The organism is Brevibacterium sp. 2SA, assembly GCF_005502845.1.
GTDB lineage: Bacteria > Actinomycetota > Actinomycetes > Actinomycetales > Brevibacteriaceae > Brevibacterium.
Genome location: NZ_SCMW01000021.1, coordinates 25685 through 43379, shown reverse-complemented (window position 1 = coordinate 43379; position 17695 = coordinate 25685). Strand labels below are relative to the sequence as shown.

16 protein-coding genes are annotated in these 17695 nt (G+C 69.4%); 9 read left to right on the top strand and 7 right to left on the bottom strand.

Features of this window, described 5'->3' with window-relative positions; genetic code table 11:
* Positions 1–37 precede the first annotated feature (37 nt).
* From FFS20_RS09520 to FFS20_RS09500, 5 genes are all read left to right on the top strand, one after another.
* Positions 38–640, top strand: a complete 603-nt coding sequence (locus FFS20_RS09520) for an alternate-type signal peptide domain-containing protein (RefSeq protein WP_137825610.1) — start codon at positions 38–40, stop codon at positions 638–640.
* Between the two features lie 81 nt (positions 641–721).
* Positions 722–1348 (top strand): signal peptidase I, encoded by a 627-nt coding sequence (locus FFS20_RS09515; protein WP_137825609.1) that lies wholly within the window; start codon positions 722–724, stop codon positions 1346–1348.
* A complete protein-coding gene (locus FFS20_RS09510) occupies positions 1345–1953 on the top strand; it encodes a hypothetical protein (protein WP_137825608.1) in 609 nt (202 codons plus the stop codon). Before FFS20_RS09515 ends, FFS20_RS09510 begins: the two co-directional genes overlap by 4 nt.
* Complete coding sequence (locus FFS20_RS09505) at positions 1950–2636, top strand: hypothetical protein (protein ID WP_137825607.1); 687 nt, start codon at positions 1950–1952, stop codon at positions 2634–2636. Before FFS20_RS09510 ends, FFS20_RS09505 begins: the two co-directional genes overlap by 4 nt.
* Entirely contained in the window at positions 2633–3703 is a 1071-nt protein-coding gene (locus tag FFS20_RS09500) for a hypothetical protein (RefSeq protein ID WP_137825606.1), read from the top strand. The genes FFS20_RS09505 and FFS20_RS09500 overlap by 4 nt, the downstream gene beginning before the upstream one ends.
* Positions 3704–3823: 120 nt before the next feature.
* Here the strand turns inward: FFS20_RS09500 and FFS20_RS18335 are convergent, their stop codons facing one another.
* Positions 3824–6598 (bottom strand): LuxR C-terminal-related transcriptional regulator, encoded by a 2775-nt coding sequence (locus tag FFS20_RS18335; protein WP_137825605.1) that lies wholly within the window; start codon positions 6596–6598, stop codon positions 3824–3826.
* 160 nt (positions 6599–6758) lie between these two features.
* On the opposite strand from FFS20_RS18335, the gene FFS20_RS09490 reads away from it, so the two are divergent.
* Complete coding sequence (locus FFS20_RS09490) at positions 6759–7841, top strand: winged helix DNA-binding domain-containing protein (protein ID WP_137825604.1); 1083 nt, start codon at positions 6759–6761, stop codon at positions 7839–7841.
* 149 nt (positions 7842–7990) lie between these two features.
* Entirely contained in the window at positions 7991–8908 is a 918-nt protein-coding gene (locus FFS20_RS09485) for a diacylglycerol kinase family protein (protein ID WP_137825603.1), read from the top strand.
* A gap of 22 nt (positions 8909–8930) precedes the next feature.
* Here the strand turns inward: FFS20_RS09485 and FFS20_RS09480 are convergent, their stop codons facing one another.
* The 3 genes from FFS20_RS09480 to pdxS are packed head-to-tail and all read right to left on the bottom strand — an operon-like array spanning position 8931 to position 12029.
* Positions 8931–10583: a helicase HerA-like domain-containing protein gene (locus tag FFS20_RS09480; protein WP_137825602.1), complete on the bottom strand. Its 1653-nt coding sequence runs from the start codon at positions 10581–10583 to the stop codon at positions 8931–8933.
* Positions 10573–11154: a pyridoxal 5'-phosphate synthase glutaminase subunit PdxT gene (pdxT, locus tag FFS20_RS09475; RefSeq protein WP_137825601.1), complete on the bottom strand. Its 582-nt coding sequence runs from the start codon at positions 11152–11154 to the stop codon at positions 10573–10575. Before pdxT ends, FFS20_RS09480 begins: the two co-directional genes overlap by 11 nt.
* On the bottom strand, positions 11148–12029 hold the full coding sequence (pdxS, locus tag FFS20_RS09470; protein WP_137825600.1) for a pyridoxal 5'-phosphate synthase lyase subunit PdxS: 882 nt from the start codon (positions 12027–12029) through the stop codon (positions 11148–11150). Before pdxS ends, pdxT begins: the two co-directional genes overlap by 7 nt.
* Before the next feature lie 192 nt (positions 12030–12221).
* Between pdxS and FFS20_RS09465 the strand changes: the two genes are divergently transcribed.
* Positions 12222–13649, top strand: a complete 1428-nt coding sequence (locus tag FFS20_RS09465; RefSeq protein ID WP_137825599.1) for a PLP-dependent aminotransferase family protein — start codon at positions 12222–12224, stop codon at positions 13647–13649.
* Positions 13646–14020: a hypothetical protein gene (locus FFS20_RS09460; RefSeq protein WP_137825598.1), complete on the top strand. Its 375-nt coding sequence runs from the start codon at positions 13646–13648 to the stop codon at positions 14018–14020. The genes FFS20_RS09465 and FFS20_RS09460 overlap by 4 nt, the downstream gene beginning before the upstream one ends.
* A gap of 183 nt (positions 14021–14203) precedes the next feature.
* Here the strand turns inward: FFS20_RS09460 and FFS20_RS09455 are convergent, their stop codons facing one another.
* From FFS20_RS09455 to FFS20_RS09445, 3 genes are all read right to left on the bottom strand, one after another.
* Positions 14204–14842 carry a 4'-phosphopantetheinyl transferase superfamily protein gene (locus tag FFS20_RS09455; protein WP_137825619.1) on the bottom strand — a complete coding sequence of 213 codons (639 nt, stop codon included), beginning with the start codon at positions 14840–14842 and terminating at the stop codon, positions 14204–14206.
* A gap of 38 nt (positions 14843–14880) precedes the next feature.
* Positions 14881–15357 carry a lipopolysaccharide assembly protein LapA domain-containing protein gene (locus FFS20_RS09450; RefSeq protein WP_137825597.1) on the bottom strand — a complete coding sequence of 159 codons (477 nt, stop codon included), beginning with the start codon at positions 15355–15357 and terminating at the stop codon, positions 14881–14883.
* Between the two features lie 89 nt (positions 15358–15446).
* A complete protein-coding gene (locus tag FFS20_RS09445; RefSeq protein ID WP_137825596.1) occupies positions 15447–17675 on the bottom strand; it encodes an NADP-dependent isocitrate dehydrogenase in 2229 nt (742 codons plus the stop codon).
* Positions 17676–17695 lie beyond the last annotated feature (20 nt).

The window sequence follows — 17695 nt, the reverse complement described above, 5'->3', positions numbered from 1 at the left end:
TGCAGCCGAACGGCAGCCACCTCATAAGGAGAGAACAGTGAAGAAGCAGACCCTCGGAATCATCGCCGGAGCGGCCGGAGCAGCCCTGCTCCTCGGCGGCGGAACCTTCGCCCTCTGGTCCGACAGCGCAGAGGCCGACGGCGGACAGATCACGGCCGGCAACCTCGATGTCGCCGTCACCGATTCCGGCTCGCAGGACATCTCGGCCGACCGCGCCGACAGCCCCCACGCGATCGACCTCGCGACCTTCAAGATCATCCCGGGCGATACCGTCCAGGGCAAGTACGGTGTCGACGTCGGCCTCGAAGGCGACAACATGGTCGCGAAGCTCAAGCTCGCCGGCGGCGGAGAGCTCGAAGGCGCACTGGCCGAAGGCCTCAGCCTCAAGTACACCGTCGAGGATGCCAGCGGCAAGGAGATCGCCTCGGGTGACAACGCCGGCGTCGAGGTCACCCTCGTCTCGCCCGACAACACCGCACCCGGCTCCAACCAGGTCGCTGCCGGCACAGCCGTCGACGGCACCGCCGACTTCAATGTCGTCGTCACCGCCGAATTCGACAAGTCCACCCCGAACCGGGAGCTCGTGCAGCAGCAGGCCGCCCTCGCCGGCTCGACCATCCAGCTCAACCAGGACCGCTGAGCCGCGGCACGGCTGACACACCCCGCCGCGGACACGCGGCACATCCGAGAGACGCAGAGAACACACGAAGAGGAGCGCACCATGGCCCGGACCTCGGGATTCGCACGCGGACTGGCGTCCGGCGGGTTCGCCATCCTCCTCGTCGGCTTCCTCGCTCTCGCTGTCGCGGTCGGCGTCGTTCCGAAGGTGATGAACGGAGCGGCGCTGACCGTGCTCACGGGTTCGATGGAGCCCACCTACGAACCCGGCGACATCGTCGTCTCGGTGCCCCAGGACCAGTACCGCATCGGCGATCCGGTGACGTTCCAGCCCCGCTCGAACGTTCCCATGCTCATCACCCACCGCGTCGTCGCCGTCACCGACTCCGCGGACGGCCGCACCTACGTCACCCGCGGTGACGCCAACGGCGACGACGACGAACCCATCGTCGAAGCGCAGGTGATGGGCAAGGTCCTCTATTCGATCCCCAAGCTCGGGTACGTCCAGCAGGCCGTGGGCGGCAACAAGGGTCTCCTCGTCGCCGGCATCGGATTCGTCCTCATCGCCTACGCCGCATACGCCCTCGTCTCCGGCGCGATCGAACGCCGGGGCGAGAAGAAGACAGCGGCGCAGACTCCACCAACGCGTCCTGAGGCGGCGACGGCAGCCGACGCGGGCCCATCGACGATCGAGAACTCACGCACCCCCGAGACGGAGAAGACGACATGACGAGGACGAACTGGCGGTTGCCGCTCCTTGCCGCCGGCGTCCTGCTCGCCGGAACCGCGGTGGGCAGCGGCACCATGGCGCTGTGGAAGACGACGGGCAGTGCCGCGCCGGCAGCGATCGTCTCCGGAAATCTCGACGTCACCGCCGGTGAGACCACGTGGCGTGAGACCTCACCGGACGTCACCGACAGTGGCCGGACGATCGACCCCGACGCCTTCCTCGTCCGCCAGGGCGATTCCGTTGCGATGACCCAGGACTTCACCACCCACCTCACCGGCGACAACATGGTCGCAGGCATCACCGTCAACTGGGCGGACCCTGCCGCTCTGCCCGACGGGGTGACGGGGACCTACGAAGTGCTCGACGCCGCCGGGAACCGCCTCGGCGAGCCCGCACCGATCGGCACCGAGACCACGCTTGACGACCCCAGTGAACTCCTCGTCACCGATGACGCGGGACGCACCGACGACTTCGCCGTGCGCGTCACCCTCGACTTCGCCGACCTCTCCGACCGGTTCACCGCCGAGAGCCCCGTCCAGGTCGCCGACCTCGGACGCTTCGCCTTCACCCTCGACCAGACCCGTGAGGAAGGAGACCGACGATGACGAAGCACCGCACGGCCGCGATCCTCAGCGCGTTCGCGGCGCTCGGCATCCTCATCGGCGCCGGTGGAACCTCTCTCGCCCTGTGGTCCGACACCGCCCACGGCGACGGGGAGATCGCGAGCGGTTACGAATACTTCGCGGCCGGCCGCGTCGACGACGCCCAGCCGGCCACCGACGGGCAAGTCACGGTGGGCATCGGTCCCGCCGATGCCGAGACCCTCATCCGCGACGGCGAAGTCGCCATTCCGCTCCAGACGGATTCACTCAGCCAGGGCAACAAGGGCCTGCGCTATGAGCTCACCCCGCCCGCGTGGTCCGACGGCATCTTCGGTGCCTCCGACGTCATCGTCTTCCCCGTCAAGGCACCCGGCGACTGCACCGTCGCAAACGCTCCCGCCGCACAGGGCGAGCTCACCTCGACCCCGGTGAGCGCCGACTACTCGGATACGACGACCCCGACGACCGAATACTGGTGTGTCACGGCGACGCTGACCGACAACGGCACGGTCGGCGAGTACGAGAACACCGCGACTGTCACCGCTGAGGATCCGGCAGGCACCGAGGTCGAGGCGAAGGACTCCTGGTCGGCGAGGGTCGGCCTCGGCCTCGACCCGAAGAAGGAACCGACCCACGAGATCACGTTCGCCTACGAGACCTTCCGGCCCGGGGGTGAGCAGCCGTGACCCGCACTCGTGTCCTCGTGGCCGGAGCCGTCGTCCTCTTGACGGGCCTCCTGGGCACCGGCACGCCTGCGGTCGGTGCCACTGCTCTGAGCACAGCAGTGAACTCTGCTTTCGTCGCCGGGCCGACCGGACTGAGCGCGCCCAACGCATCGACCACTGCAGCCCAGGTCAGCGCCGCCGGTGGTGAATACCGCGCCGCAGGTGGTCGCTACAGCGCCGCTGGCGCTGACTACAGCAGAGCCATTCAGCTCTCGTGGGACGGCAGCAGCTACAGCGATGCGACGACGGAGAGCTTCGTCGGCTTTCCCGTCGCCGTCCCCGGCGACTCGACGTCTCGCACCATCATGGTCCGCAACGACGGGCCCACCGACGGAACCCTGACCGTGAGCATCGTCGACGTCGAGCTTCTCACCCCGACGATCGACGACGACTTCTACTCGGACCTGCTCATCGACTGGCAGACCGGTCGGTCGTCGATCCGGGACCTCGAGAGCGCAGGCACGACCCGGATCATCGACATGCCGCTGCCCCAGGGGGAGACGACCCCGGTGACGATCGGCTACGTCTTCCCCCGCGAGGCGACCTCGGGCAACAAGTCCGACGTCGGTGAGCGGCAGGGGCGTTTCGACGTGCTCTTCCAGCTCGGCGGTGACGACGCCGAGGCGGACGCCGGGTCGGCGGGGTCCGCCGGAACGGGAACGGACGGCAGCTCCGATTCCGGTGGGCAGTCCGACGCGGGTGGTCAGTCCGACTCCGGTGCAGGCACCGCCGCTGACTCCGATGCGGCGGCGAACTCTCACGCTGGAGCGGACACGAACGCCGGAGCCAACGCGAACGCGCGAGCTGGCGCGGCCGGCTCAGCGAACTCAGACGGCAGCACAGCAGCTGCAGGCGGCAGCGGCTCCACCGCGAACGCCGACGGCAACGGCTCCGGTACCAGCAGCGATGCCGACGGTGGTTTCCTCCCGCGCACCGGTGGGGCGATGTGGTGGATGGCGGTCCTCGGAGCCGTCATCGCGGGCGTCGGTGCCGCCATGGTGCGGCTGGTCCAGCGCCGCAGCAATTGAATTCGAGCACCTGAGCCCGAGCACCTGAACTCGAGCACCTGATCTCGAGCACCTGAGCTTGAACACCTGAGCACAAGCATGGTCCAGGAGCGCGCCCCGCGCCGTGACACCGGCAGCAACTCACCGGAACAGCCGGGCCACCTCGCTGCGCCGATTGAGCTGGAGCTTCCGCAGCACATTCGACACGTGGTAGCGCACGGTCGCCGTGGCGACGAACAGCTCCGCAGCGATCTCCTGGTTGCTGCATCCCTGAGCGAGGAGACGACCGATCTCCATCTCGCGGTTCGTCAGCGACGCGAGCAGATCCTGCTCACTCTCGGCGACCGCGCTCAGGGCGTCCCGGATCCCCGGCTCGTACGCCCCGGCGCCGATCCTCCGCACGATCGCGAGCGCCTGATCGAGGGTCTTCCTCGCCTCCTCGGTGCGACCGAGCCCGGCGAGGACGACGCCGTAGTCGCGCAGGGTGAGCGCCCGGGGCAGGGGGAACCGATCGTCGCGCAGTGCCGCCTCGAAGCGGCGGAGCGCCTCGGCGACGGCATCCGACCGGGTGGACGCCGACCCGGAGACACCACCACCGGCGACGATCCGCCGGGCGCGCAGCCAGTCGACCGAACCCCAGTACGGCTGCCAGCTCGTGCCCTCCATCTCGCCGAGGCGGTCGATGAGTGCGTCGGCCTCGGCGAACCGTTCGAGGTCGAGGAGCGCATGAGCCCGATAGTTGAGGAACCCCCGCTGGGTCCCGATGAGGCTCTTGACCTTCTCCGGGGCGGACGCGGCGAGCACACCCTCGGGATCGCCGTGAGCGCGTGCCCGCTCACACGATGCCGTGATGACCATGTCCGCCGCATACGGCTGCCACGGCATGCTCGTCTGCCGGTCGGTCTGCGCCTCGAGGTCGATGAAGTCCGGCACACCGCGTGCCGCGTTGAGCCACGCATGCAGGCCCGACAGCGGCAGCCGGGTCTCGACGTCGATCGTGCTGCCGCTCGACTCGGTCGCGGAGATGACGAGCTCGGCCGCCTCGTCGAGCGACCCGGTCAGCGACGTCGCATGCGCATGAAGGAGGCGCACCGTTCCCGCACCCCACGGTTTGACGACGGATTCGAGGAGCCCGACGCTGATCCCGGCAAGAGTCCGGGCCCGCCCCACCTCGCCGATCGTCATCGCGACGACTGCGAGCGGAGTGAGGGCGTCGACCTTGAACGAGCTCGGCTCGAGCGCGAGGACACGCGGGACCAGGGAGTCGAGTTCGGCGATGACCGTCGCCCGATCGACCTCGAGGACGAGCTGGAGGAGCCGATACGTCTCGAGAACCATCGCGCTCTCGTCGGGCGCGACCATCCAGCGGATCGTCGGCCGACTGACCTCGGCGGGGTCGCGCGGAGCGCGAGCGATCGTCGCGAGCGCGGCATCGATGACCGGACCCAGCCGCGCGAAGTCCCGACTCCGGATGACCTCGACGACGGAGAGATAGGCCGCGTACGACTGCAGGGTGCGGGTTTCGGGGTCATCGGTCGCCTCGGCGAGGAATGCCGCCAGCCGCGCCTGGGGGAACTCCTGATCCTTGCGGTGGGCGAGCATCGTGAGGATGATGCATTCGCGCACCGGACTCCGCGGCAGGGCCTCGATCTGCGGGAGGAGGTCGAGGACGGTGTACACCGTCTTGCTGCGCATGTTGAGCAGCACGATCCTCAGCAGCATCGTCTGCCGCGCCTGGCCGGTGGCGATGTCGAGGCTGCGGCGCATGACGTCGTTGACGGCGGCAAAGCTGCGGGCGGCCACGGCTTCGGCGACGAACTCGTCGACCGCCTCGGCGAGCTCATCCGACCACTCCTCGGCCCCGCTCAGGGCATACCACATCCGCCGGAACCCGGTCGCCGACGGCGCCAGCGCCCGGTAGATCGCCTGAGCGCGCTCCCTGGGCAGCATCTGCCGCACGGCATGCGCGATGAGCGAATGCCTGGGAGCCACCGTCGACCCGAACCCCGACTCCGTGAGCACCGAGGCGGCGACCGCGGGATGAATGTCGACGGGCTCGCCGAGGCGGTCGGCCACCTCGGCGACGATGTGCGGAGCGAGCTCCGTGTCCGCGCAGCACACGATCTCGACGGCGAGCCGGGCGGCGGGGGAGAGGCCGAGGACCGGAGCGAGGAGCGGATTGTGATCGGGGTCGACGCCGCGGATGGGGATGTCCCAGAGCAGGTGGAGCTTGTTGCGCTCCTGCGGGGTGATGCGGCGGAAGATGCTGTCGATGCCGAGGAAGGACCCGCCCGTGGCGTTGCGCAGCGATTCGGCGGTGAACGGCGAGATCGATGCGCCGAGGACGTCGACCGCCAGCGCCTGGATCTCCGCGATCGTCAGCGGCTCGAGGACGATGTTCTCACCCTGCGGGGAGGACTCGGCGAGGTCGGCGAGGAACGACACGGGGGCACCATGGACGTCGGGCAGCCGGCCGGCGACGACGATGAAGTAGCCCTGCCGCATGATCCGGGGGACGAGGTAGCGGAGCACGAGCCGGGATTCGACGTCGATCCACTGGGCGTCGTCGACGAGGACCGTCTGCAGCGCCGGACGTTCCTTCTCGGTGAACTCGGCCATGATCTCGCGCGCGATGTCGAGCGGTGCTCGGGCGCCGTCGATGATCCGAAACGGTGCGAGCCCCGTGCTCAGCAGCCGTTCGACGAAGCTGAAGGGCGCATCCTTCTCGAACTCGTCGGCAGTGGCGTAGGCGACCGGCGAGGTCGTGAACATCCGCTCGCCGATCCGGCGCAGCAGCCATGTCTTGCCGGTTCCCGCGAAGCCGGTGAGCATGCAGAGCAGCCCGCCTTCGGTCACGGCCCGCGCACAGAGATCGTCGACGATTCGTTCGCGTGCTCTGATCGGACTCAATGTCACCGGGGATTCCTCTGCTGTCGGGAGCGCTGTCCCTTCATGATCGAACAACCGTTCACTATACGTGAAGTGCAACGCCGTGATCAGCGCGTTCTGTTATCCGACCGTAACTGGTGCGTGGTTTCACGGTATCGCATGAGGTTCGTCACGCTACGCTGAGGGCATGGACATCGCACAGGTCTCAGCAGCGCGCATGATCGCCCTGGGCCTGGTCGGTGCTTCCGGTGATGATCCCGCCGAGGTGGTCCGCAGCCTGGCGTGCGTGCAGGCCCAAGCGCTTCCCGGTGCGCTGGTCTCGGTGGCGCTGCGCACCGCCTCGCAGTCCCTGCCCGCCGTGCGCGCGGCGATCGAAAGCGGTGCGGTCGTGCGGACGTGGACGCAGCGGGGCACGATCCACCTCGCCGCCGCCGAGGACGTCGGCGGGATCCTCGCCCTCACCGCACCGCGGCTGATGCGGTCCCAGACTGCGCGCCGCGACCACTTCGGGGTGAGCGAGGCGATGCTCGAGGATGCCGCCGTGCTCGCCGAGTCGGCGATCTCCGCGCGCGGGCCGCTGAGCCGGGAGGACCTCCTCGCCGAGTTCGCCCCGCTCATGGACGGGATCGCCGAGGCGGATGCCTACGGGCGCGAACGCTACCTCATCACGACACTGGCGATGCAGGGCATCCTCGTCCAATCCGGGTTCGCCGCCGGCAGCCAGGAACTCGCCTTTGTCCTGCGTGATCGCAGCGCCGACGCTGTCGTCGACAGCGAGGCGGCCCTGCGCGACTGGCTGCGCCGCTACGTCCTCAGTCACGGACCGGTGACCGTCGATGATGCTGCCCGCTGGACCGGTCTGCCGAAGACGCCGATCCGGGCCGCGCTGCGAGACCTCGTCGACGACGGTTCGATCGTCACGACGACCATCGGCGAGCGCGAGCACGTGCAGGCCCCTGACCTCGACGACCGCCTGGGCGTTTGGGAGGACGAGGCCCGGACGCTCAGGCTCCTGCCCGGCTTCGACGAACTCATCCTCGGGTACAAGGATCGCAGCCAGACGCTCGCCCCCGTCCACGAGAAGGCGGTGGTGCCCGGGGGCAACGGCATGTTCAAGAACACCGTCATCACCGACACCCGCGCCCGCGGAACGTGGAAGCGCTCCCCGCGGAAGACCGGACCGAAGGTGCTCATCGAGCCGTTCGCGGGTGAGAGCATCGACGTCGAACGCGCCGAGGCGGCGGCACACACCCACCCGGCATTCGGCTGAGCGAACGGCGGGGGAGACGGCATGCGCGGCGGCACGGGGCACGGCCTGCGCGGCGGCGCAGAGAATGACCTGCGCGGCGGCGCAGGGAACGGCCTGCGCGGCGGCACGGGAGAGTTCGCGTCGGAGAATCTACGCGTGAGGAGGCGCACATGAGACTGGGGATCATCGTCAATCCGCTCCACGCGCGCACGCACCGCACCCATCACCGGCTTGTCACCCTGCTCGCACGCCTCCACGTCCGGTACCGAACGGTGTCGACGTCGGCCGTCCGGCCGGGTGCCGAGCAGGCCCGTGAGCTGGCGGACTGGGGCGCCGAGGCAGTCGTCGTCCTCGGCGGCGACGGCACGCTCCGGGCGGCCGCCCCGACCCTGGCGATCGCGGATCTGCCGACGCTCGTCATCCCGACGGGAACGGCGAACGTGTTCAGTCGGGCGCTCGGCGTGCCGAACGCCCGCGCCGGCCTCGCCCTCTGCGAGGAGTATCTCCTCGGAGCGGCGACGACGACGGGCGTGCCGATCAGCCTCGCCGAGGGCTTCGATGTCGACGGCGCGCACCGCCACGAGCACTTCCTCTCCCTGGCCGGGATCGGCGGCGATGCCCGCGCCGTCGCCGGTCACCGGCGGGAATGGGGCCTGCTCGGCTATGCCCGCGGGGCCTTCGGCGCGCTCTTCGCGCCTCAGATGGAGGCGCGGATCGATGGGGAGGCGCTGCGCGTCTGGTCGGTCATGGGAGCGAAGGCCGCCCGCCCGGCCGGGCCGATCCCGGTGTTCCCCGGCGCCGAGGTGACCGGTGAGGACCTCGAATTCCTCGCGGTCGTCCTCGCCGCCGACTCACCCGTGAGCCGGGTGGGAGCATGGGCGGGCATCGGCACGGCCTGCGTGCGGGGGCACCCCGAACGCGACGAGGACATGCGCTACTGGACGGCGCGATCGGCCCGGATCTCCGTCGCCGAACCCGCGCCGGTCCACCTCGACGGGGACCATCTCGGCGAGTTCAGCTCACTGCGGATGAGCACCGGAGATCTGCTCCTCGACGTCGTCGTGCCGGCGGCACACGCAATCGACTGACGCTCCTGCCGGCAGCCCGAACCTACCGGCGCCGGCGCGAGGTGCCGAAGATCCCGCGGGCGATCTCCCGGGCCGCCGTGCGAGTGAACTGCTTGAACGCCGAGGAGTTGACGACCTGCGAGAAGAGGTTGTCGTCCTTCTTCTCCGCCTTCGGGTTCTGCTCCCGCGGGGCCCGGGCTCCCTCCTCGGGGAACGGGACTCTGTCGGAACCGCTGCCGGCGTCGCCGCCGGCAGTCGGAGACTCGGCAGTCGAGGACCCGCCTGCTGGCGACCCAGCTGTCTGTGACCCGGCCGTCTGCGAGGCTTCGGCCTCCTGCTCGGCGGCACCCGCTTCGAGGCGCTTCGTGAGGATCTCCCGCGCCGACTCGTTGTCGATCGCAGTCCCGTACTTCTTCTGCTGGTCAGACGCCGCGACGGCGGCCTTGATCTCGTCCTCGCTCATCGGGCCGATCTTCGACTCGGGAGCCCGCACCCGCGTCGCCGCCACGGGAGTCGGCGCGCCGTCGGGATCCATGACGGTGACGACGGCCTCGCCGATGCCGAGCGAGGTGAGCAGCGATTCGAGGTCGTAGTCGGACTTCGGGAACGTCGCGACCGTCGCCTTGAGCGCTTTCGCGTCGTTGGGCGTGTGCGCCCGCAGCTGATGCTGGATCCGGGAGCCGAGCTGCGCGAGCACGTCCTCGGGGACGTCCTTCGGCGTCTGGGTGACGAAGAAGACGCCGACGCCCTTCGACCGGATGAGGCGCACGGTCTGCGTCACCGATTCGAGGAACGCCTTCGAGGCATCGGCGAAGAGGAGGTGGGCTTCGTCGAAGAAGAAGACGAGCGCGGGCTTGTCGGCATCGCCGATCTCGGGCAGATCCTGGAAGAGATCGGCGAGCAGCCACATGAGGAACGTCGAGAACAGCGCGGGGGACTGGTTGAGCTTCTGCAGCTCGAGCACGGAGACGATGCCGGCCCCGCTGTCGTCGACGCGGAGGAGATCGGCGGTGTCGAACTCTGGTTCGCCGAAGAAGACGTCGCCGCCCTGGGCGGAGAGTTCGGCGATCTTGCGCAGGATCACCCCGACCGTCGCCTTCGACGCCCCGCCGATGCCTTCGAGCTCGGCCTTGCCCTCATCGGAGGTGAGGTAGGTGAGGACCGCGCGGAGGTCGGAGAGGTCGAGGAGGGCGAGCCCGGCCTTGTCGGCGTAGTGGAAGACGAGGGAGAGCACCGACTCCTGGGTGTCGTTGAGCTCGAGCACCTTCGACAGGAGGATCGGTCCGAACGAGGTGACGGTCGCACGGATCGGGGTGCCGAGCCCGGAATCGCCGAGGGTGTAGAACTCCGTCGGGTTCGCCGCCGGGTCCCACTCCTGTCCCGCGGCCTCGAGTCGCTTCGTCAGCTTCTCCGAGGCGACGCCGGGCGCGCCGATGCCGGAGAGATCGCCCTTGATGTCGGAGGCGAAGACCGGGACCCCGGCCTTCGAGAGCTGCTCGGCGAGCACCTGGAGGGTCACGGTCTTGCCCGTGCCGGTGGCCCCGGCGACGAGGCCGTGGCGGTTGAGCATCCCCAGGGGGATCGCGATGGGAACGTCGGGAGCAGGGGTCTCCCCGTCGAGCGCCACCCCCAGTTCGAGGGTGGCGCCGTCGAAGGTGTATCCGTCTTTGAGCGTGGTCATCGCCTCAGTCGTCATGGCCCAATCCTCGCACGAACTCGGCGTGGAGTCTCGTGTCCGGACCCAACTCGGGGTGGAAGCTCGCCCCCCACACCGAACCCTGCCGGACGAGGACCGGACGTCCGTGATGCGTCGCGAGCACCTCGGCGCTTCCCGTCTCGACGATCTGCGGTGCCCGGATGAACGTGCCGTCGAAGTCCGGGGCCATCCCTGTGATCGTCAGCGGCGCGACGAAGGATTCGCGCTGCCGGCCGTAGGCATTGCGGGCCACGGTGACATCGAGCCCGCCGAGGCGGTCGAAGCCGGAGAGCGAATCATCGGTGAGGCGGTCGGCGAGGAGGATGAGTCCCGCGCACGTGCCGAACGTCGGCAGACCTCCCCGGATCTCCTCGCCGAGGCGGCCGAAGAGTCCCGTGGGGGCGGCGAGGCGGACCATGGCGCTCGATTCCCCGCCGGGCAGGACGATGCCGTCGAGTCCGGCCAGATGGTCGGGGCGGGTGATCCTGCGGGTCTCGACCCCCAGGGAGCCGAGCACCGTGAGGTGCTCGCGGAACGCTCCCTGGAGGGCGAGGACGCCGACCGTCACCATCCGCGCTCGGCGAGGCGGTGCGGGGCGGGGACGTCGCCGACGTTGATGCCGACCATCGCCTCGCCGAGACCGCGGGAGGCGGCGGCGACGGCGGCGGGGTCGTCGTAGTGCGTCGTCGCCTCGACGATCGCCCGGGCGCGGGCCTCGGGGTTGCCGGACTTGAAGATGCCGGAGCCGACGAACACGCCGTCGGCGCCGAGCTGCATCATCATCGCGGCATCGGCCGGGGTGGCGATGCCGCCGGCGACGAAGGTGACAACCGGCAGGCGGCCGAGCGAGGCGACCTGCTTGACGAGCGGGTAGGGGGCGGCGATCTCCTTGGCCGCGACGTAGAGCTCGTCCTCGCTCTTGGCGCCGAGGGCGCGGATCTCGGAGTTGATCGTGCGCAGGTGGCGCATCGCCTCGGAGACGTCACCGGTGCCGGCTTCGCCCTTCGACCGGATCATCGACGCGCCTTCGGTGATGCGACGCAGCGCCTCGCCGAGGTTCGTCGCCCCGCAGACGAAGGGGACCTGGAAGACGGACTTGTCGATGTGGTTGACGTAGTCGGCGGGGGAGAGGACCTCGGACTCGTCGATGTAGTCGACGCCGAGGGTCTCGAGGATCTGCGCCTCGACGAAGTGGCCGATGCGGGCCTTGGCCATGACCGGGATCGACACGGCGCCGATGATCGATTCGATGAGGTCGGGATCGCTCATCCGGGCCACCCCGCCCTGCGCGCGGATGTCCGCGGGCACCCGTTCGAGTGCCATGACCGCCGAGGCGCCCGCGGCCTCGGCGATGCGCGCCTGCTCCTCGTTGACGACGTCCATGATGACGCCGCCCTTGAGCATCTGGGCGAGTCCGGTGTTGAGCAGAGTCTGAGTCTCGGTCATTGCTGGGCCTTCGTTCTCCGGCGCCGGAAAGCGGCGCTGTGGTGTCGTGACTGTCGTGTCGGACTGCGGTCGCCGTTCGTCGCAGACGAGGTGTCGGCGTCGCGTCCTCAATCAGGCTAGAGCCGCCAGTGGCCTATTCGCAGAGCCAGAATCGCACGAGAGTTGTAGGCCAGTTTGGACTATGATGGTGGGATGCCCGCTGCCTCCAGCCTGCCGCGCTCGACCCGCGAGTCCCTCGACATCGCCATCGACCACGGCTCACCCCTGCCCGACCAGATCGTCGCGGGCATCAGGAGCCTCGTCACCCGCGGGGAGCTGCGGCCGGGCGATCCGGTGCCCTCGAGTCGCCGACTCGCCGGTCATCTCGGCGTCTCCCGCGGCACGATCGAGACCGCGTACGCCCAGCTCGCCGTCGAAGGCTACCTGCTCACGCGCGAACGCGCCGCGACGATCGTCGACCCGGACCTGCCGACCGCCCTGCTGCGGCACACGGACGTGCCCGCACCGCCGTCGGCTCCGCAGCGAGCGCCTCGGCGCCTCATCGACCTGCGTCCCGGCCACGGGGGTGACGATCCGCTGCGCGACCCGGCGTTCCGGCGGGCGTGGCGCGAGGCCCTCGACGTCGATCCCGGCGCGGTCGACCCGCTCGGCCAGCCGGGCACCCGGTGGGCGATCGCCGACCACCTGCGACTGCTGCGGGGGATGAGCGTCGACCCGCGCGACATCATCGTCACGAGCGGCTCCCGCGATGGGCTCCGCCTCCTCTTCGCCTCCGGGCTCGACGGGGCGATCGGCGTGGAGAACCCGGGATTCCCGGGTCTGCGGCTCGCGATGGCCGACCGCGAGCTCCTCGCCTTCGACGTCTCCACCGGGCTCGACGTCGACCGGCTCAAGGAGCTCGAGGGCCGGGTCGCGGCGGTCGTCGTCACTCCGAACCACCAGTTCCCCCACGGCGGGACGATGCCGGTGAGCACCCGCATCGCGCTGCTGACCTGGGCGGCCCGGGCCGGCGTCGTCGTCATCGAGGACGACTACGACAGCGAGGCCCGGCTCCAGCGCACCTCGGTGCCCACCCTCTACGATCTCGCCGGCTCCCTCGACCTCGACGTCGATGTCGTTCACATCGGAACGTTCTCCACCGTGCTCACCACGGCCGTGTCGACCGGGTACATCGTCGCCCGCGGCCGCCTCGGCGAGGCGATGAGCGCGGTGCGGACGTCGTGGGGTCCCGCGATCGCCCCGGTTCTGCAGAGCGCGATCGCCGCCTACCTGGAATCCGGTGGTCTGCGACGTCGGATCGCCCGGGGGCGGCGACGTCTGCGGGCCGCCGAGGCGGTCGTCGCCGAGGCCGGTGCGATCCCCGGACTCGTCCACGAGGGGCGCACCCTCGTCATCGAGACCGACGCGGACGGGGCGCAGACGCTGCTGCGGGAGCTCGAGGGCAGGGGCATCCGCGTCGCCTCGCTCGCCGCGGGCTGGAGCGGGGACAGCGCGGTGCGCCACGGCATCGTCATCGCCCACTCGAACGTCGAGGCGACCGTGCTCCGGTCGGTCCTCGGACTCATTCAGAGCCTCAGCGGCGAGCATCGTGAGCCGGTGGCCAGTAGGATCGAACCATGAGGAAATCCGCCTATGTCATCGACGGAATCGTCAAGCTGCTGCTCGCGGCCGTTCTCGTCATCTTCCTTCCCGGCCTCGGGTCGTTCTTCCTCGTTCCGGCGTGGATCATCATCACCGCGGCGGTCCTGCTCTTCCTCAGCTCGGCCACGGAGATCTCCTACGGAGTGAGCAAGGGGGCGACGACCTATCTGCGCCACATCATCATCGCCGATGTCGTCATCGTCGGCGCGGCCGTCCTCGGAATCGTCCTCGCCACGCTCGGCAATCCGGCCGGTGGGTTCATCTGGTTCGGCCTCATCGCCCTCGCCTCGCTCGCCATCGCCGTCGTCTTCACGACGGGCGCGAACGGGCCCGACTTCGGCAAGGACTGAACGCCGCGTGCCCGGCCGCGCCTGCGTGCGACGGGCACACTCCGACATCCTCGATCAAGCGCCGGTGCCGATGGCAGGCCCGCTAACCGCACTCCCGCGTGATCGAAAGACTCGGCGCACAAGCAACCGCCGGCCGTGCCTGGTGACAGCGGCGCGAGGCAGCAGGACGCGACCGTGTGCAGGTCAGCGGTTGAACGCGATCGCGGCGGCGAAGCCGGCGGGTATGCCCTCGCGCAGGTCGTGGATGTCGACGTCGGGGTGCGGAGAATCGGGTGTCTCACCGGCACCGATGTAATCCATTCCGGGGTCGCGGGCCAGTCCCGTGCTCAGCGCCTTGAGGAAGGCCTCCTTCCGCGCCCACACCCGCACGAAGGCGGCCGCGAGGTCGTCGGCGCCGAGCGCAGCGAGCTCGTCGCGCTCACGCGGATGGAGCAGGCCGGCGGCCTCGGCGGCGACGTCGTGATCGGGGATCGCCTCGAGGTCGAGGCCGATAGGGTCGGTGGAGACGGCGACGAGGACGAGGCGACGGGCTCGGGTGATGGAGAACTCGACGTCGTCGACGCGCGGTTTGCCCGCCGAATCGAGGCGGATCTCGATCCCGGCGGGATCGGCTTCGAGCACGGCGCCGAGGACGTGCCGGAGCACCACTCGTCCGGCGGACCAGGTCGCTGCGGTCTCGGGTTCGAACTCCGCGGCGTAGTTGCGCTCCTGCGCGGTGAGCACGGAATCGTCCGTGCGCGCCCACGCGGCGGGGCCTGCCGTGTCGGCGAGGACGAGGGTGGCGGGCAGATCGGTGCGCAGGACGGTGAAGTCCGGGTGCATCGGCAAGTCGGAGGGGGAGAGGGGATCGGAGGGCACTGTCAGCGGCCCGTGGCCTTCTCGATCTTCTTGAGCCTGCGCCCGAGAACGAAGATCCGCACCGACCCGATGATCCCGGCGACGAGGATGCCGCCGATCGCGGCGAAGAGCATCGCCACGCCGAGCGGCAGCTGGAACTGCCAGCCGAAGTACTGGAAGTCGGCGGGCACGTTGTTCTGCAGGATGAAGATGAGGAGGAGGACGACGATGACCGCGCCGAGGATGAGCGAGATCCACATGCCCGCCGACATACCGCCGCTGCGGGCGGCCCCGCCCGCCGTGTCGCCGCGCATCTGTCCCTCACCGCGCACTGGAGTGCCGTCGCGATCGGCGATCTCGCGGCGACCGGCAGTCGCAGTGCCATCGGCTGCGGGCTGGCGAGCGGACGGGTCGTCGCCCTCGGCGCCGAGGAGCGCGTTGGTCTCGGCGAGCAGTTCGTCAGGCGTCTGGGCGCGTCCGCGGGGGTCTTGAGAACTCATGGGGCCATCATAAACGCTGATGGCCCCATGAGTCAGGGTGTCACTGCGCACCGTGGTGCGCAGGCAGGTGATGGTGCCGGAGCGAGCGCTCAGACCTTCTCGCGCAGCGTCTCGACGATGCGGTTGAGGGTCGGGGACGGACGCATCGCGGCGTCGGCCTTCGCGTCATCCGGGTTGTAGTACCCGCCGAGGTCGACCGGCGAGCCCTGCACGGCGAGGAGTTCGGCGGAGATCGCCTCGGCGTTCTTCTCCAGCTCCTCGGCGACCGGGGCGATCGCGGCGGCGAGCTCGGCGTCCTCGGTCTGGCGGGCCAGTTCCTGCGCCCAGTAGAGCGCGAGGTAGAAGTGGCTGCCGCGGTTGTCGATCTCTCCGACCTTGCGCGAAGGCGACTTGTTCTCCTCGAGGAACTTCCCGGTCGCGGCGTCGAGGGTGTCGGCGAGGACGCCGGCCCGCGCATTGCCGTGGACGTTGAACTCGTGGCGGAACGACTCGGCGAGGGCGAGGAACTCACCGAGGGAGTCCCAGCGCAGGTGGTTCTCCTCGACGAGCTGCTGCACGTGCTTCGGTGCGGAGCCCCCGGCTCCGGTCTCGAAGAGTCCGCCGCCGGCGATGAGCGGGACGACGGAGAGCATCTTCGCCGAGGTGCCGAGCTCGAGGATCGGGAAGAGGTCCGTGTTGTAGTCGCGGAGCACATTGCCGGTCACAGAGATCGTGTCCTCGCCCCGGCGGATCCGGTCGATCGAGAACTGGGTGGCATCGACGGGGTTCATGATCCGGATGTCGAGGCCTTCGGTGTCATGATCGCCGAGGTACTCCTCGACCTTCGCCTTGAGGTTGCGGTCATGGGCCCGGGCCTCGTCGAGCCAGAACACTGCGGGGGTGTTCGACAGCCGGGCGCGGGTGACGGCGAGCTTGACCCAGTCGCGGACGGGGATGTCCTTCGTCTGGCACGCGCGCCAGATGTCACCGGGGGCCACCTCGGTGCTCATGAGCACCTCACCGGCGGAATCGACGACCTCGACGACGCCGGCTTCGGCGATCTCGAAGGTCTTGTCGTGGCTGCCGTACTCCTCGGCCTTCTGCGCCATCAGCCCGACGTTGGGCACGGTGCCCATCGTCGTCGGGTCGTACGCGCCGTTGATCCGGCAGTCGTCGATGACGGTCTGGTAGACCCCGGCGTACGAGGAGTCGGGGATGACGGCCAGCGTGTCCTGCGTCTGATCGTCCTTGTCCCACATCTTGCCGCCGACGCGGATCATCGCGGGCATCGAGGCATCGACGATGACGTCGGAGGGGACGTGGAGATTCGTCACGCCCTTGTGCGAGTTGACCATCGCCAGCGCCGGGCCTTCGGCCAGGCCCTTCTCGATGCCGGCGCGCACGCCCTCGGCGACCTCGGCGGGCAGCTCGTCGAGTCCGTCGAGGATCGCGGCGAGTCCGTTGTCCGGGGTCAGCCCCGCCTCGGCGAGGGCCTCACCGTAGGTCGCGAAGACCTCGGGGAAGAACGCCTCGATGACATGGCCGAAGAGGATGGGGTCGGAGACCTTCATCATCGTCGCCTTGAGGTGGACGGAGAAGAGGATGCCCTCGTCCTTCGCGCGCTGGATCTGGGCGCGGAGGAACTCGTCGAGGGCGGCGACGTTCATCTTCGTCGCATCGACGACCTCGCCGGCCAGCACCGGGAGGGACTCCTTGAGGACCTTCTCCTCACCGGAGGCAGTGCGCAGGACGATCCGCAGGGTGTCATCGGCGGGGATGACGACGGACTGCTCGTTGGCGCGGAAGTCATCGGCGTCCATCGTCGCGACGTTCGTCTGCGAATCCTTCGACCATTCGCCCATCGAATGCGGGTGCTTCTTCGCGTAGTTCTTCACGGCCTCCGGCGCGCGCCGGTCGGAGTTGCCCTCACGGAGGACCGGGTTGACCGCTGACCCCTTGACCTTGTCGTAGCGGGCCTTGACGTCCTTGTCCGCGTCGGTCTCGGGCTCCTCCGGGTAGTCGGGGAGGTCGTAGCCCTGCGACTGCAGCTCGGCGATCGTGGCCTTGAGCTGCGGAACGGAGGCGGAGATGTTCGGGAGCTTGATGATGTTCGCGTCCGGAGTCTTGGCGAGGTCGCCGAGCTCGGTGAGCGCATCGGCGACCTGCTGGTCGGCCGGGAGGCGGTCGGAGAACTGAGCGAGCACACGGGCGGCGAGGGAGATGTCCCTCGTCTCGACATCGACGCCCGCCGAGGTGGCGAAGGCTTCGATGATCGGCTTGAGTGAGTAGGTCGCCAGAAGCGGCGCTTCATCGGTGCGTGTGTAGATGATTTTGGCCATAATGATGGACTGCTCCGAAT

What these genes read in the sequence shown, in the direction of transcription:
- FFS20_RS09515 (WP_137825609.1), top strand. Translation starts at nt 722, where the DNA reads ATGGCCCGGACCTCGGGATTCGCACGCGGACTGGCGTCCGGCGGGTTC.
- FFS20_RS09510 (WP_137825608.1), top strand. Translation starts at nt 1,345, where the DNA reads ATGACGAGGACGAACTGGCGGTTGCCGCTCCTTGCCGCCGGCGTCCTG.
- FFS20_RS09505 (WP_137825607.1), top strand. Translation starts at nt 1,950, where the DNA reads ATGACGAAGCACCGCACGGCCGCGATCCTCAGCGCGTTCGCGGCGCTC.
- FFS20_RS09490 (WP_137825604.1), top strand. Translation starts at nt 6,759, where the DNA reads ATGGACATCGCACAGGTCTCAGCAGCGCGCATGATCGCCCTGGGCCTG.
- FFS20_RS09485 (WP_137825603.1), top strand. Translation starts at nt 7,991, where the DNA reads ATGAGACTGGGGATCATCGTCAATCCGCTCCACGCGCGCACGCACCGC.
- FFS20_RS09480 (WP_137825602.1), bottom strand. Translation starts at nt 10,583, where the DNA reads ATGACGACTGAGGCGATGACCACGCTCAAAGACGGATACACCTTCGAC.
- pdxT (WP_137825601.1), bottom strand. Translation starts at nt 11,154, where the DNA reads ATGGTGACGGTCGGCGTCCTCGCCCTCCAGGGAGCGTTCCGCGAGCAC.
- pdxS (WP_137825600.1), bottom strand. Translation starts at nt 12,029, where the DNA reads ATGACCGAGACTCAGACTCTGCTCAACACCGGACTCGCCCAGATGCTC.
- FFS20_RS09465 (WP_137825599.1), top strand. Translation starts at nt 12,222, where the DNA reads ATGCCCGCTGCCTCCAGCCTGCCGCGCTCGACCCGCGAGTCCCTCGAC.
- FFS20_RS09460 (WP_137825598.1), top strand. Translation starts at nt 13,646, where the DNA reads ATGAGGAAATCCGCCTATGTCATCGACGGAATCGTCAAGCTGCTGCTC.
- FFS20_RS09455 (WP_137825619.1), bottom strand. Translation starts at nt 14,842, where the DNA reads ATGCACCCGGACTTCACCGTCCTGCGCACCGATCTGCCCGCCACCCTC.
- FFS20_RS09450 (WP_137825597.1), bottom strand. Translation starts at nt 15,357, where the DNA reads ATGAGTTCTCAAGACCCCCGCGGACGCGCCCAGACGCCTGACGAACTG.
- FFS20_RS09445 (WP_137825596.1), bottom strand. Translation starts at nt 17,675, where the DNA reads ATGGCCAAAATCATCTACACACGCACCGATGAAGCGCCGCTTCTGGCG.